At 38.3% G+C, this 14,818-nt stretch carries 16 protein-coding genes; 11 read left to right on the forward strand and 5 right to left on the reverse strand.

What is annotated here, in order from left to right; all coding sequences use genetic code 11:
- Window positions 1-172: 172 nt before the first annotated feature.
- The gene (gene ahcY, locus E0W68_RS12455) at window positions 173-1,489 is read right to left on the reverse strand and encodes an adenosylhomocysteinase (RefSeq protein ID WP_135219772.1); all 1,317 of its coding nucleotides are present in this window, start codon (window positions 1,487-1,489) and stop codon (window positions 173-175) included.
- 150 nt (window positions 1,490-1,639) lie between these two features.
- Between ahcY and E0W68_RS12460 the strand changes: the two genes are divergently transcribed.
- From E0W68_RS12460 to E0W68_RS12480, 5 genes are all read left to right on the forward strand, one after another.
- Window positions 1,640-2,281, forward strand: a complete 642-nt coding sequence (locus E0W68_RS12460) for a 4'-phosphopantetheinyl transferase family protein (RefSeq protein WP_135219773.1) — start codon at window positions 1,640-1,642, stop codon at window positions 2,279-2,281.
- Between the two features lie 13 nt (window positions 2,282-2,294).
- Window positions 2,295-2,930 (forward strand): nicotinamide riboside transporter PnuC, encoded by a 636-nt coding sequence (gene pnuC / locus E0W68_RS12465; RefSeq protein WP_135219774.1) that lies wholly within the window; start codon window positions 2,295-2,297, stop codon window positions 2,928-2,930.
- Window positions 2,891-4,801 (forward strand): DUF4301 family protein, encoded by a 1,911-nt coding sequence (locus tag E0W68_RS12470; protein ID WP_135219775.1) that lies wholly within the window; start codon window positions 2,891-2,893, stop codon window positions 4,799-4,801. The genes pnuC and E0W68_RS12470 overlap by 40 nt, the downstream gene beginning before the upstream one ends.
- A 58-nt stretch (window positions 4,802-4,859) precedes the next feature.
- Window positions 4,860-5,261, forward strand: coding sequence for an alternative ribosome rescue aminoacyl-tRNA hydrolase ArfB (gene arfB, locus E0W68_RS12475; RefSeq protein WP_135219776.1), 402 nt, complete (start codon window positions 4,860-4,862; stop codon window positions 5,259-5,261).
- Between the two features lie 306 nt (window positions 5,262-5,567).
- The gene (locus tag E0W68_RS12480) at window positions 5,568-7,751 is read left to right on the forward strand and encodes a TonB-dependent receptor (RefSeq protein ID WP_135219777.1); all 2,184 of its coding nucleotides are present in this window, start codon (window positions 5,568-5,570) and stop codon (window positions 7,749-7,751) included.
- Window positions 7,752-7,803: 52 nt separating this feature from the next.
- Here the strand turns inward: E0W68_RS12480 and E0W68_RS12485 are convergent, their stop codons facing one another.
- Window positions 7,804-8,211, reverse strand: a complete 408-nt coding sequence (locus E0W68_RS12485; RefSeq protein WP_235831835.1) for a Rieske (2Fe-2S) protein — start codon at window positions 8,209-8,211, stop codon at window positions 7,804-7,806.
- 183 nt (window positions 8,212-8,394) lie between these two features.
- Here E0W68_RS12485 and greA point away from each other — a divergent pair, with 183 nt between their 5' ends.
- From greA to E0W68_RS12500, 3 genes are all read left to right on the forward strand, one after another.
- A complete protein-coding gene (greA, locus tag E0W68_RS12490; protein WP_135219778.1) occupies window positions 8,395-8,877 on the forward strand; it encodes a transcription elongation factor GreA in 483 nt (160 codons plus the stop codon).
- A gap of 14 nt (window positions 8,878-8,891) precedes the next feature.
- The gene (locus E0W68_RS12495; protein WP_135219779.1) at window positions 8,892-9,281 is read left to right on the forward strand and encodes an HIT family protein; all 390 of its coding nucleotides are present in this window, start codon (window positions 8,892-8,894) and stop codon (window positions 9,279-9,281) included.
- A gap of 149 nt (window positions 9,282-9,430) precedes the next feature.
- Entirely contained in the window at window positions 9,431-9,868 is a 438-nt protein-coding gene (locus E0W68_RS12500; RefSeq protein ID WP_162845840.1) for a lipocalin family protein, read from the forward strand.
- Between the two features lie 51 nt (window positions 9,869-9,919).
- On the opposite strand, the gene E0W68_RS12505 is transcribed toward E0W68_RS12500, so the two are convergent.
- Entirely contained in the window at window positions 9,920-11,083 is a 1,164-nt protein-coding gene (locus E0W68_RS12505; protein WP_135219781.1) for a sensor histidine kinase, read from the reverse strand.
- A 175-nt stretch (window positions 11,084-11,258) separates the two neighbouring features.
- On the opposite strand from E0W68_RS12505, the gene E0W68_RS12510 reads away from it, so the two are divergent.
- Window positions 11,259-12,140: a flavin reductase family protein gene (locus E0W68_RS12510; protein ID WP_135219782.1), complete on the forward strand. Its 882-nt coding sequence runs from the start codon at window positions 11,259-11,261 to the stop codon at window positions 12,138-12,140.
- Window positions 12,141-12,185: 45 nt separating this feature from the next.
- Window positions 12,186-12,578: a DUF3127 domain-containing protein gene (locus E0W68_RS12515; RefSeq protein WP_135219783.1), complete on the forward strand. Its 393-nt coding sequence runs from the start codon at window positions 12,186-12,188 to the stop codon at window positions 12,576-12,578.
- An 84-nt stretch (window positions 12,579-12,662) separates the two neighbouring features.
- Here the strand turns inward: E0W68_RS12515 and E0W68_RS12520 are convergent, their stop codons facing one another.
- Both E0W68_RS12520 and E0W68_RS12525 read right to left on the reverse strand, forming a co-directional pair.
- Window positions 12,663-13,253: a hypothetical protein gene (locus E0W68_RS12520; protein WP_135219784.1), complete on the reverse strand. Its 591-nt coding sequence runs from the start codon at window positions 13,251-13,253 to the stop codon at window positions 12,663-12,665.
- 101 nt (window positions 13,254-13,354) lie between these two features.
- Entirely contained in the window at window positions 13,355-13,990 is a 636-nt protein-coding gene (locus E0W68_RS12525; protein WP_135219785.1) for a hypothetical protein, read from the reverse strand.
- Between the two features lie 181 nt (window positions 13,991-14,171).
- Between E0W68_RS12525 and aat the strand changes: the two genes are divergently transcribed.
- Window positions 14,172-14,816 carry a leucyl/phenylalanyl-tRNA--protein transferase gene (aat, locus tag E0W68_RS12530; protein WP_135219786.1) on the forward strand — a complete coding sequence of 215 codons (645 nt, stop codon included), beginning with the start codon at window positions 14,172-14,174 and terminating at the stop codon, window positions 14,814-14,816.
- Window positions 14,817-14,818 lie beyond the last annotated feature (2 nt).

The following is a 14,818-nucleotide window of genomic DNA, read 5'->3' on the forward strand; positions in this document are numbered from 1 at the left end:
TAATATACTTTAATATACTTTAATATACTTTAATATACTTTAATATACTTTAATATACTTTAATATACTTTAATATACTTTAATATATATAAAAACCGAAATATAAAAGCCCCGCAAATGCGGGGCTTTTATATTTCTAACAATCGAAGGATCTAAAAATCCTGCGATCTGATTAATATCTGTAATACTCTGGCTTAAATGGTCCTTGTACCTCAACACCAATATAAGCAGCCTGGTCTTCTCTAAGCACTTCAAGCTCTACACCCAGTTTTTCAAGGTGTAACGCTGCTACTTTCTCGTCAAGATGTTTAGGCAGCATATATACTTTGTTTTCGTAGCTGTCGCTGTTTTTCCAAAGTTCTATTTGTGCCAATGTTTGGTTGGTAAACGAGTTACTCATTACAAAACTTGGGTGTCCTGTAGCACAACCAAGGTTTACAAGGCGACCTTCGGCAAGAATGATAACATCTTTACCGTTTATAGTATATTTATCTACCTGTGGTTTTATCTCCACTTTGCTCGCTCCGTGGTTTTTGTTTAACCAAGCCATGTCAATTTCATTATCAAAGTGACCTATGTTACACACAACCGTTTTATCTTTCAGCATCTCAAAGTGGCGTCCTACCACAATATCTTTATTACCTGTAGTGGTTATCACAATATCAGCATTACCAATAACGGTATCCAGCCTTTTTACTTCATAACCGTCCATAGCTGCCTGTAATGCACATATCGGGTCAATCTCGGTAACGGTAACGATAGAGCCTGCTCCTCTAAAGGAAGCGGCAGTACCTTTACCCACATCGCCATAACCGCATACTACTACCCTTTTACCGGCAAGCATAAGGTCGGTAGCACGACGCACAGCATCAACAGCACTTTCTTTACAACCGTATTTGTTATCAAATTTTGATTTTGTAACCGAGTCGTTTACATTAATAGCGGGCATTACAAGCGTACCGTTTTTCATCCTTTCGTAAAGGCGGTGTACTCCTGTTGTAGTTTCTTCAGACAGTCCTTTTATTCCTGCTGCAAGCTCAGGAAAACGGTCGAATACCATATTAGTAAGGTCGCCCCCGTCATCAAGAATCATGTTAAGCGGCTGGCGGTCTTCGCCAAAGAAAAGCGTTTGTTCTATACACCAGTCAAACTCCTCTTCGTTAAGTCCTTTCCAAGCATATACGGATATTCCGGCAGCCGCTATAGCAGCCGCAGCATGGTCTTGTGTAGAGAATATATTGCAAGAGCTCCACGTTACCTCAGCACCAAGAGCCACAAGAGTTTCTATAAGCACAGCCGTTTGTATCGTCATGTGCAGGCATCCTGCAATGCGTGCACCCTTTAAGGGTTGCTCATCTTTATACTCCTCACGAAGTGCCATCAGTCCCGGCATTTCAGCCTCTGCAAGTTCTATCTCTTTTCTGCCCCATTCTGCAAGGGAAATATCTTTTACTTTGTAAGCCACGTAGGGCACAGTCTTAGTACTCATGAATATTGTATATTTGTATTAGCAAAAATTTATGCAAAAATAACGAATTCCTGTATAACCACCCAGCTTTAAGAATAATTTAAACATTGTTGAAAGCGATAAATATTTGAAAAACAATAAAGTGAATTTTTACCACCCATAAATACCCCCATGCCTTTATACAAATCTGTTACCATAAACAACGATACCCAATTATTAGTATGGCAAATTACCGAAAGCCATGATACCCTTTTTAAGCAGGTACGCCTGAAAGATGTGTGCCTGGCGCGTGTAGAGGGAATGAAAAGCGAACAGCATCAAAGGGGCTTTTTGAGTGTGCGGATGCTGTTGCAAGAAGCGGGCTATAGTGATTTTGACCTTTATTATGCTAATGACGGCAAACCACACCTCAGGGATGGAAAAAATATATCTATTACCCACTCTCACGATTTTTCGGCAATTATTATAAGCAGCCGTAACACGGGTATCGATATGGAAATGCGCCGTGATAAGATAATAAAGATTGCCCACAAGTTTTGCAGTTCTGAATTTAGTTACCTGAATCCGGAACAGCAAAACGACTACATCAGAATGCTTACCGTGATATGGGGTGTAAAGGAGGCACTATTTAAAATGATATCACTGCCGGGCATCAGCTTTAAGCAGCATATTGATGTTGATGCATTTACACTTGAAGATACGAACGGCACAGCGACCGTAACTTTTGAAAAAATGAACAATAACTATACTTTTTTATTTGAAGAAATAGAAGGCTTTACATTAGTCTGTAGTTTTGAAGCAATTAATTTGTAAAGCACATAAATAAATGACCGATATTTTCGATTTTCTTTTCAGTCAATACAAAGATTATTCTACCCTTTTTATAACACTGGAGCTTATAGCCACCACATTTGGCGCACTTAGCGTAGTGTTTTCGGCAAGAAACAGCATACTGGTATATCCTACAGGTTTGGTAAGCACGGCACTGTATGTCTATCTGCTATATGAAGGCAGCCTTTATGGCGATATGATAATTAATGCCTATTATTTTTATATGAGTATATACGGGTGGATGCTGTGGAGCAGGAAAGATAAAAATAACAAAAACACTCTAAAAATATCAAAAATGACAAGTAAAGATAACAATGTGTGCATACAGATATTTATGGGTTCGGTTATATTTGTATCGGCTGTTTATTTATATTTTGATAAATTTACATACTGGTGGGCATATGTTGATACATTTATTACAGGTCTGTTTTTTATTGGCATGTGGCTTTTAGCCAAACGTAAACTGGAAAACTGGATCTTTTTAATTGTAGGCGATATTATTGCCATCCCCCTATTCTTTTTAAAAGGATATACCTTTACCAGTATGCTGAGCATATTTTTAACTATTGTTGCATTTATAGGTTATTTTTCATGGAAAAAAACATTACAAAACACGATTACAACACCATAGCCGTTACTATTTATGCCCAAGCGGCAAAAACGGCTCAAAGGATTGCAGAAACCCTTGCAATACAGGAAATTCCTGATAGTAGAAATGCTATTGAGGTTACCTATAAAAGTTTTGACCTTGAAACCGCGCTAACCAGAAAAAACAAATTTGCTCAAGACAGGCTAATAATAATTACCGTTACCGATGCCGATGATGTAACGGTGAAAAACCTTACAGCCATATTAAACAAAAAAGGCACTAATTACATCATTATTACAGCCTATGAAAACATGCTTACCGATGAAGCAAATGATGTTATTGACGACCTTAAAAAGGCACTGGCTTTGGGCTTTACCATAAAAGATTATACCGATATATGCAACAGAGGCATAAGCATCGAGAAAATAGAATATCAGCTAACCACTTTTAAAAACGGTATCGGGAAAATAGCCCTGAAAAAACCTGCCGTAATAAATGACGGGATTTTTAAATTGCCTGTAAAATCGGCAGAAGACTATGCTGTCTATTTTGAGAGTAAAAAAGACAACTTTAAACTTACCAAATTTGTACCCGCATCGGGGGCGGCAACACGAATGTTTAAATTCCTGAACGAATTTATAATGGACTTTAATCCTGAAGAGGATACCATAAATGCCTACATAAACAGGAAAAAGGAAACAGCATTGAATACCTTTTTGGTAGGGCTGGATAAGTTTCCGTTTTTTAAAGCCATAATGAATGTTGTAAAAGAAAATCCAGATTATAACGAGTGGAGCAAAAGCACACGTACATACAACTTTATAAAAACCATGTTACAGGATGAAAGGTTCGATTTTGCCAATAAACCAAAAGGCATATTGCCCTTTCATCAGTACGATGGCTTTACCGCTACGCCCGTATGCGAGCATCTTAAAGAAAGTGTTGCCTATGCCGAATCGCAAAACAAAACCAATGTACACTTTACCATATCCGAAGAACATCTTGATGGTTTTCTGGATGCCATAACAGCATCAAAGGAGGCTATAGAACAAGAATCAGGCACAAGCATTGATTTCAGCTTTTCATACCAGCATAAAAAAACCGATACTATTGCTGTAGATATGGAGAATGTGCCGTTTAGAGAAGATAACGGGGCTATATTATTCAGACCGGGAGGACACGGTGCACTTATAGAAAACCTGAACCACCTGGAGGCTGATATTGTTTTTGTAAAAAACATAGACAATGTGAGCCATAACAATATCGAAACCATATCGTTATACAAAAAAGCACTTGCCGGAGGACTTATAGAACTACAGGAGCAAATATTTATATACCTTGAACGTATAGATGAAGGCAACCTTACAGAAGAAGAGGTAAGCGAGATATTTATTTTTGCCAAAGAACAACTTTCGCAGCACATACCTGCCGATGTATCAAAATTTACGCACGAAAACAAAGTAGAATATGCGCGCCAGCTCCTTAACCGCCCTATACGGGTATGTGGCATGGTAAAAAACGAAGGCGAGCCGGGCGGAGGTCCGTTTTGGGTAGAAGAAGAAAAAGGGAAGCTTTCGCTGCAAATTGTAGAAAGTTCGCAGATAGATATGGAAAATGCCAACCAAAAACTGATTTTCTCACAATCCACTCACTTTAACCCTGTTGACTTGGTATGCGGATTAAAAAATTATAAAGGCGAATATTTTAACCTAAATGAGTACATAGATGCCAATACAGGGTTTATAGTAACTAAAAACCGCTTGGGTAAAGATGTGAAATCATTTGAACTGCCCGGACTATGGAATGGTGCTATGGCAGGATGGATAACGGTATTTGTAGAAGTACCGCTGGAAACCTTTAGTCCTGTAAAAACAGTAAACGATTTATTAAAGCCGGCACACCAGCCACAATAAAAGATTTTAGATTAATTCCAATTTCTGAAATCTGAAATCTAAACGCTAAATTGTTTAAATGGACAGAGAACTCATCATACAGGAACTTGATTTTAAAGCCGTTCGCAGTAGTGGCGCAGGCGGGCAAAATGTAAATAAAGTAGCCAGTAAGGTAGTGCTTAGCTATAACCTGCAAGAATCTAAAGCCTTAACGGATGAAGAAAAGCTGCTGGCAACAACCAACCTTGCCTACCGCCTTACTAATGATGGCGTTTTGATATTAAATTGCGACGAAGACCGCAGTCAACTCCGCAATAAGGATATTGTTATTAAGCGTTTCATTCAAATTATGGACAATGCTCTTATAGTGCCCAAAAAAAGGAAACCTACCCGAATACCAAAATCGGTTATCAAGAAACGATTAAAGAACAAAAAGACCCTTTCGGAGAAAAAGCAGTTGCGCAAGCCGCCTGAATATTGATTAAGATATGAGATGAAAGATGAGAGATAAAAGACCTTTATTAATCCCGATAATCTGAAAAATCTAATATTCTGAAAATCTAAGCCTCCAAAAATAAAAAAGTTTATTACTTTTGCAGCGTCTCAAAGGGGTGCCCTAAATAAACGGGCTGAGATCATACCCAAAGAACCTGGGCGGGTAATGCTGCCAAGGGAAAAAGGCAAAAGACAACAGAGTGCACGCTGCTGTTTTTAAAGCCAAATATCATTTTATTAATTATTAACCACAGGAATAATTGCCCCTTTTATTCGTAAAAATTATTTACGGATGAAACTTTTATTCAAACAATGCAACAGGAAAAAAAATAGTTACCTGTTAGCACTAAGCCTTTCTGCAATAGGAACTGTTGCACAAACAACACCCGAGCAGGACTCTGTAAAAGTAGCGCAGTACAAACTGGAAGAAGTATTGGTACAGGCGGTACGTGTAACGGCACAAACACCCGTAACGTTTAGCAACATTAGCAAAGAGGAGCTTGCCCCGCGTAACTTAGGACAGGATATCCCTATGCTGCTTAACTATCTGCCGTCAGTAGTTACCACTACCGATGCCGGTAATGGTATAGGCTATACCGGCATACGCGTGCGTGGTGCCGATGCCAGCCGGGTAAACGTTACCCTGAACGGAATACCGTATAACGATGCCGAATCGCACGGTACATTTTGGGTTAATATGCCCGATTTTGCCTCATCGGTAGAGAACATACAGCTACAACGCGGTGTGGGCACATCTACCAACGGTGCAGGTGCATTTGGCGCAAGCCTTAATCTGCTTACCGATGGGTACAGCAACGAAGCCAGTGGTGAAATTTCTAACTCTTTCGGTAGTTTCAATTCGCGTAAGCATACTGTAAAATTCAGCACAGGACTGATGAATGACCGTTTTGAAATAGCAGGACGTGTATCTAACATTGCTTCTGACGGATATATTGACAGGGCGGAATCTGACCTGAAGTCGTATTTCCTGCAAGGAACCTACGTACATGGCTCTACCTTAATAAAAGCCTTAGTATTTGGCGGTCAGGAGCGCACCTACCAGGCATGGAACGGTATTGATGCCGCTACGCTGGAGAGCGACAGACGTTTTAACTCATCAGGAATTTATACGGATATTAATGGCAACATACGCTATTATGATGATGAAGTTGACAACTATCAGCAAGATCATTACCAGCTACACTGGAATGAAAAGCTAAGTAATAACTGGAATACCAACATTGCCTTGCATTATACCATAGGCAAAGGATATTATGAAAACTATCGCGATAATGTACCGGTAGCAGGATATCCGGGTATTGGAGCTACAGAGATTGTGGACTATTATGGCGAGCTTGCTCCGGGCTCTGACCTTATTACGCGCAAGTGGCTGGATAACGATTTTTACGGCACTACGTTCTCTGCTAACTATAAAAACAATGGTTTGGATGTTGTGTTTGGCGGTGCATGGAACAAGTATGAAGGCGAGCATTTTGGCAATATTATTTGGGCAAGAAACTCGGCGGGTGTACAGCCTTATGACAGGTATTATGATAATGATGCCGACAAAACGGACTTTAATGTTTTTGCAAAAGCAAATTACAGCCTGACTGACAAATTTAGCCTGTTTGCCGATATGCAGTACCGTACTGTAAACTACAAAGCCAGCAATGTACTGGAAGAAGCCGCTGCACCCATACCTGTAGATGATACCTTTAACTTTTTTAATCCAAAAGCAGGTCTTACGTATATAGCAAACAATAATAACAGTATCTATTTCTCTTACGCCCGCGCTAATAAAGAGCCGCGCCGTACCGATTATGAAAGTGGCAGCACAAAACCGGAACAACTTAACGATTTTGAGTTGGGCTGGCGATACAAGTCAGGCAGGAATTATGTGAATATAAACGGATATTACATGCGCTATAAAGACCAGTTGGTACTAACAGGCGCACTTAATGATGTAGGCTCGCCCATATATGCTAATAGCGGCGACAGCTACAGGCTGGGACTGGAAGCAGATGCAACCCTATTCCTTACGGATAAATGGGTGTTGCGACCTAACGTGGCACTAAGCGACAACAAAAATGTAGATTTTTATAACGAAGGTGACAATGGTCCTGAAAACATAGGGAATACTGAAATTGCTTTTTCACCAAGCATTATAGCGGGCAACCAGTTAATTTATATTCCTGCTAAAAACTTTCAGGTAGCCTTACTTTCAAAATTTGTAGGAGAGCAGTTTATGGACAACTACGAGTCAAGCAATGCTAAACTGGACAGCTACTTTGTAAGCGACCTGAATATTACCTATGAGCTTAAAACAAAATCGATATTTAAAGGTATTGTATTTAGCGGATTGATAAATAATATTTTTGATGAAGAGTATGTATCTAACGGATATATGTATGGCGACCCTTACTACTACCCGCAGGCAGGCATCAACTTTTTAGTAGGTGCCACCCTTAAATTTTAAGACGGTAAAATACTTCACAAAAGTATCCTGCCGCTGTAAAGCGGCAGGATTTTTAATTATACACCCTTATTACAGTAGGGCTGATTATCTGTATGCTATACGGTTTTAGGGGAAACTCCTTTCCTTCACTCTGCCCGTTAAAAAGGCTGTATTCCGCATCATCACACGGGCACACGGCATTAATACCATTTAGCGTCATGGCAGAACATGATGCTATTTCCTGATTGGGGCAGGTAGCTTCATAAGCTACATAACCGCTTCCGGTATTCATTACAAAAACTCCGGTAATACCTATACCCGCCTGGTCTATATAAACAGGGTTTCCTGTAAACTGCAAATTGGTATAGAGCGGTAAATCCATATTAATATCAATGGAAAAATTATAATTGGGCAAATACCTGTTGTTGTTATTAACAGTATCATTGCTGCAACCGAAAAATATCGGAAATAGTAAAATCACTAAAATATATTTAGTTATACTCATAAATTTCTACTTAATAATTATGAAACAAATTTAAATTAATTAACTTTGACAAGTGCTATTGCACACAATAATAAACAGACATATTAAAAAAATATTATCTTTGCAGAAAGAAATCCCGTCTTGAATGGGATTTTTTCTGTTTATATAAATAATGAAGTTATGAGTACAGTATCTTACTACACAGCAGAAGGATTAAAAAAATTAAGAGATGAGCTGGATCAGCTAAAGAGTATAGAAAGACCCAAGGCATCTCAGGCTATAGCGGAGGCAAGGGATAAGGGAGATTTATCTGAAAATGCAGAATATGACGCTGCCAAGGAGGCACAGGGATTGCTGGAGCTTAAAATCTCTAAAATGGAAGAACTGCTTGCCAACGCAAGGCTTATAGATGAGTCGCAGCTTGACCTTACGAAAGCTTTAGTGCTCTCTACCGTAAAAATTAAGAACCAAGCCAATGGCATGGAAATGACCTATACCCTTGTTGCCGAAAGCGAGGCGAACCTTAAAGCGGGTAAAATATCTGTTACATCGCCTATAGGCAAAGGACTTTTGGGCAAATCTGTTGGCGAAGTTGCCGAGATTAAAGTGCCCAACGGCACACTTAATTTTGAAGTGCTTGAAATAAGGAGAGACGAACACTAAAACCAAACCACAGTATGAGTTCTATATTCACAAAAATTATAAATGGTGAAATCCCTGCTTATAAAATAGCCGAAGATGATAACTTCCTGGCTTTTTTGGATGTTAATCCTAATGCTAAGGGACACACGCTTTGTATTCCTAAAAAGGAGATAAACAAAATTTTTGATATGGATGAAGCACTGTATCTCGGTTTGATGCAGTTTAGCTATAAAGTGGCAAATGCTATAGAGAAAACAGTACCCTGCAAACGTGTGGGCATGGCTGTTGTAGGGCTGGAAGTGCCGCATGTGCATGTACACCTTATTCCGCTTAACGAAATGGACGAAATGCGTTTCATCAACAAAGTGAAGCTGGAAAAAGAAGAGTTTGAGACCTTGGCAAGCAGTATTAAAAAAAATCTGTAAAAACATTATCTGTCGTACAGATAATGAGGTAATTGCCAACTGATATATGTAAAAAGCGGGATATTAATCCCGCTTTTATATTTTTCAATGTCTTAACATTCATTTGTTAGAAAATGATTAACATTGCAAAAAATTTATATTTATTTATTATGAAAATTAAATTATTTGCATTTGCTATAGTAGCTATGCTTTTTGCATCATGTTCTGATGATGATGTTGAAGTGGTTGTGGATACCGAAAACCTGACTCAAAAATGGTATAACTCCTATTATATCGTTAATGGTGAGACAATAGGACATGAAAACGAAACGTGTAACAATGTTATCAAATATGACTATATTGAGTTTATCACCGGTGAAGCGCAGGATATATATAGAACAGTACAAAGCGTTAATTGTACATTTGTTACAACAGAAGGCAACTATACATTAAACGGGAGGCAGATTACTGTAACATTGGGAGATGTTACTGAAACTTTTACAATTAAAGAACTTACCGAAGATAAGCTTGATATAGAAAGCCAATATGATTTTGACGGCGACGGAGAAGAAGATAATGTTCGTGAAGTCTATGCTAAAAATCCATAAGTATAAACTGATAACATATAATAAAAAAGCGGGATTAATATCCCGCTTTTTTTATTGCTTAGGAAAACTAACCTGCATAATAGTACCCTTGCCTACTTCGGACGATAATACTTTTATTTTGCCCTTATGGTATTCCTCCACAATACGTTTGGTTAATGACAACCCAAGCCCCCACCCTCTTTTTTTGGTGGTAAAACCGGGTTCAAAAACCTTTTTAAACTGTCCCTTTACCATACCCTTACCGGAGTCGCAAACTTTAATCTTTACATATTTTTCACGATCCTCTACTATTACATCCAGCTTACCCTTACCCCTCATGGCATCTATGGCGTTTTTTACCAGGTTTTCTACTGTCCAGCTATGCAGTTCAGGATTAAGCATTACTGTAATAGGATAATCGGGTGCCGAAAAATTAAACTCAACCTGTTTAGAAGCTCTTGTTTTCAGGTATTCGAAAGATTTTTCGGTTTCCTGTACAATATCGCAGGTTTCAAGTGCAGGCTCTGAGCCTATTTTAGAGAAACGCTCGGCAATAGTTTGCAACCTATCCACATCCTTCTGTATTTCGGTCACAGTAGTTTCATCTACATTATCGGCTTTCATTATCTCTATCCACCCCAGTAATGATGATAGCGGTGTACCTATCTGGTGGGCTGTTTCCTTAGCCATACCTGCCCAAAGCCTGTTTTGGGCACCGGCTTTTGTAGCACGATAAAAGTTATATACTACCGCCCCAAAAAGCACTATAATGAGTACTAAAGCTATAGGATAGTATTTAAGGACATTCAATACTGTTGAGTTGCCGTAATAAACATATTGAACTTCTCCCGGCAAGTACTCCACCGTTAAACGATTATCGGCAGATTTAAATTGTTCTAACAGTCCATAAGCTCTAACGGAATCTTTAATAATATTATCATCTAAAATAGTTGAATCTATATTTTTTGAATTTAATATTACTCCATTAGCATCGGTTAATATTATGGGTATCGTTGTATTCTTGTTAGTAATATCATTAAGTGTTTCAAGTGCTTTATCGTCGGTAGGGCTAAACAAAGCCTCTGTAGCATTAGCCCAAAGCTCCATCTTCATGCGCTCTTCATCTTTAAAAATCTGGAACATATAATAGGTGTTCCAGATAATGAGAATAACAATAAGAAATGAGCTAACTATAATTACTGAACGGATAATGCTCCTTTTATCTGAAAATTGCATACAATATATTTTGAGGCTTAAAGATAGTAAAAGTTAGCTATGCCAAGTAAGCAGCAACGGTAGTAACGCAGGGCAAATCATTTTAGTATTAGTTATTAACATACAGGGTTAAATTTCGAACAGCCGTTTTTTAGTACTGGCAGAAAAAGTATATTTGTACAAAACATTAACTGTAATGCTTAGTATTGATCCTAAAGAAATACCTACCGCCAAACTGCAAGGCTATCTGCAAGGCGCAATAGGTCCGCGACCCATAGCTTTTGCCAGCACGCTGGACAGGAATAACGTGCCTAATCTATCGCCATTCAGTTTTTTCAATGTGTTTAGCGCTAACCCGCCTATACTGGTGTTTTCGCCGGCACGCAGGGTTCGGGACAATACTATTAAGCATACACTTATAAATGCCGAACTGAACCGCGAGGTAGTTATTAATGTTGTAAACTATGCTATTGTACAGCAGGCATCGTTATCGAGTACTGAATATAGCGAGGGCGTTAACGAATTTGAAAAAGCAGGGCTTACCATGATACCAAGCGATAGGGTAAAACCTTTTAGGGTTAAAGAATCGCCTGTACAATTTGAGTGTAAGGTAAACGATATTATTGCATTAGGCGATCAGGGCGGTGCCGGTAATCTAATCATCTGCGAAGTAGTAAAAATACATGTGGATGAAGCCATTTTGGACGATAATGGTGCTATAGACCAAAACAAAATTGACTTGGTGTCGCGCATGGGTGGCAACTGGTACAGCCGTGCCAATCAAGGACTATTTGAGGTAGAAAAACCGCTTACCACGCTGGGCATAGGAGTAGATAATATTCCTGATTTTGTAAAAGAGTGCGGTGTTTTTAACGGTAACGATTTGGGCAAGCTGGGCAATGTAGAGTTATTGCCTGATGACAATGAAATTGAACTTTTTATAAAAGAAGATTTTGAAATAAAAGCGCTGCTTAGTGCTGATGATGCCGATAAAAAATATAAAAAAGCAAAACAATACCTTGATAATAACGAAGTGCTGAAAGCATGGAAAGTGCTTTTGGCAGAAAAAGATTTTTAATATATTAATGATAGCTGCCTCCGGCAGAAAATAACAAGGAAAATTATGGAAGTTTCAGGAAGAATTAAGATGATTGATGAAACCAAAACATTTGGTAGCAACGGATTCAGAAAAAGAGAGGTAGTAGTTACTACTGACGAGCAATATCCGCAACATATTATGGTAGAGTTTACACAAGATAAGTGCGACCTGCTGAATAGCTATAATGTGGGCGAACCTGTAAAAATATCGATTAACCTGCGTGGCAGGGAGTGGGTAAACCCTCAGGGCGAAACCAAATACTTTAACTCGATACAGGGTTGGAGAATAGAGAAACTACAACCTGAAGCACCGGCAGGTGGCGGCTACCAGGCTGCACCGCCCATGCCAAGTCCGCAAGACTCTTTTGAGCCGGCAACAAACTTTAAAGAGGAAGATCACGACGATTTACCTTTCTAAAAAAATATAAGAAAAACATATAAGGTTATATTAAAAACCCCGAAACAATATTTCGGGGTTTTCTTTTTCTGCTATTTTAAAAATTTAAGCCTTTTCAGTAACTGTTTTTCTGCAATCGTTAGCATCACCAACCTGACATGCAGTACATTCCCATTCAAACCTATGCTGATCATTTTCAAAAACATTTGGAGTACAGCCTCTTCTACACCCATTACAGGTACATGTTGTGTCAAAAAAACCATTAGACCTCATCATTACTATCAGCGTCCTTACTAATGAAGGTGAAGGAAATACCTGCGTTGCAATATATACAGTACTGTCATTATTATGGGCTATTAAAGAAAAATATTCATCAGTAGTACCTCCAACAATGCCTTTCCGTATTTCAATTTTATCTAATGTTGTGTTGATACCATTGCTCTTCAAATCATTTTGAAAAATGGTCTTTAATTCCAGCGTGTCCGCCGTAATAGTGATATTGCCATCAATATCATACGTCCCTACAATTTTCTCAAAACTGGCGCTCTTTTGGCTATAAACAACCTTATCAGTATTAGTATTAATACTCATATATTCAGAACTTTTGTCCGTAGCCTCTTCATTAGCACTACATGAAAATATTAATAGCCCAAAAGCCACTAACGAAATAAAACCATAAAATTTAAATGTTTTCATTTTGATAATTAATTGATTAGTAAATAATTTAAATTGGATATCCTTTTTCAAATATAAAAAAACATCACAACTAATAATCGTTTTAAAAAGATTTATTCACACTAATGAGCCACTTGTATGCTAACAGCTACTTGCAGCGCAGCGCACTCCCAGCGGCGTTTCCAGGCAGAAGTTTCATTAATACGTGTTAGTGTAATGTATTTATCCTGACCGTTGCAAAGGCAACTGATAGAAAACTCATTTTTAACCCCATTGCCTGATACTCGCCTTACCCCCACAAAAAGTCGGTTTTGAGTCCTGATGTTCAATCCCGAAACATCTACATCCACCTTGCCTATATATTCCTTACCTATATGTATCAATTTGGTTTCATGCACTATCCTATCGCCTGCGGTGTTGTTATCATTAACTTCATATACCACCAGTTCAAGCTCGGTTGCTTTAAACTTTTCCAATTGTTCTTTATAGGAGGTGTATAATCCGTTAAAAGTAAAAGATATGGATTCAAAATAGCCTTCGGGCAAATCTTCCAGCAGTGTTACTATCTCATAAGTATCCCACATATCTTCGGCATAATAGCATTGCCCTTTCAGTTTTATTGTTTTCAGCCGATACTTGGTAAGCTCTTTTTTTAAAAATACTTCCTCCATCTGTATAGTATCTTTTTCCATATTAAATACCTGCGAGAAAGCTGTTTTATTTAGCAATAGAAACAGCACAACAATAAAATATTTCATCGAAAATATTGTTATGATTTAACCTCTGAAAGGTATAATCATTTTTATTATACTGTTTCTTTTTTATGTATTTTTTAATGTAAGAAATATGCCTTATTAATTTTCATTGTTAATTAAAATAAACGACCGTTACAATTCAACAATTTTATAAATTTGATAATTATTTAAAATTTAATTAACTATGTATTTTCTTTCGCGCGAACTTTATTTTCCGTCTGTTACTACCGCCTCTCCGGAGGGTATTGTAGCCGTTGGCGGAGACCTGTCGCCCGAAAGGTTATTACTGGCATACAGAAACGGGATATTCCCTTGGTTTGAAGATGATGAGCCAATATTATGGTGGAGTCCGCCAAAGCGTATGGTGCTTTTTTTTGAAGAGCTGAAAATTTCTAAAAGTATGCGCAATATAATTAATCGCGGTGTTTTCAGGATTACTTATAACACCGCTTTTAGGGAGGTAATAGCCAACTGTCGCACTATACAAAGGAATGGGCAGGACGGCACGTGGATAACAGAGGATATGATAGCCGCTTATGTAAAACTGCACGAAATGGGCTATGCAAAATCAGTAGAGGTATGGCAGGAGGACGTTTTAGTAGGCGGATTGTACGGAATAGATTTAGGCACTGTTTTTTGTGGCGAAAGTATGTTTTCGAGAGTATCTAACGCCAGTAAAGCAGCATTTATAGCACTGGCGCAAAAACTAAAAGAGGAAAACTACAGGTTGCTGGACTGCCAGGTGCATAATGCCCATTTAGAAAGCTTGGGCGCAAGAGAAATAAATCGGGAGGCATTTTTAAAAATAATAACCCTTAAAAATTATTAAGC

The organism is Flavobacterium salilacus subsp. salilacus (assembly GCF_004634195.1).
Taxonomy (GTDB): domain Bacteria; phylum Bacteroidota; class Bacteroidia; order Flavobacteriales; family Flavobacteriaceae; genus Flavobacterium; species Flavobacterium salilacus.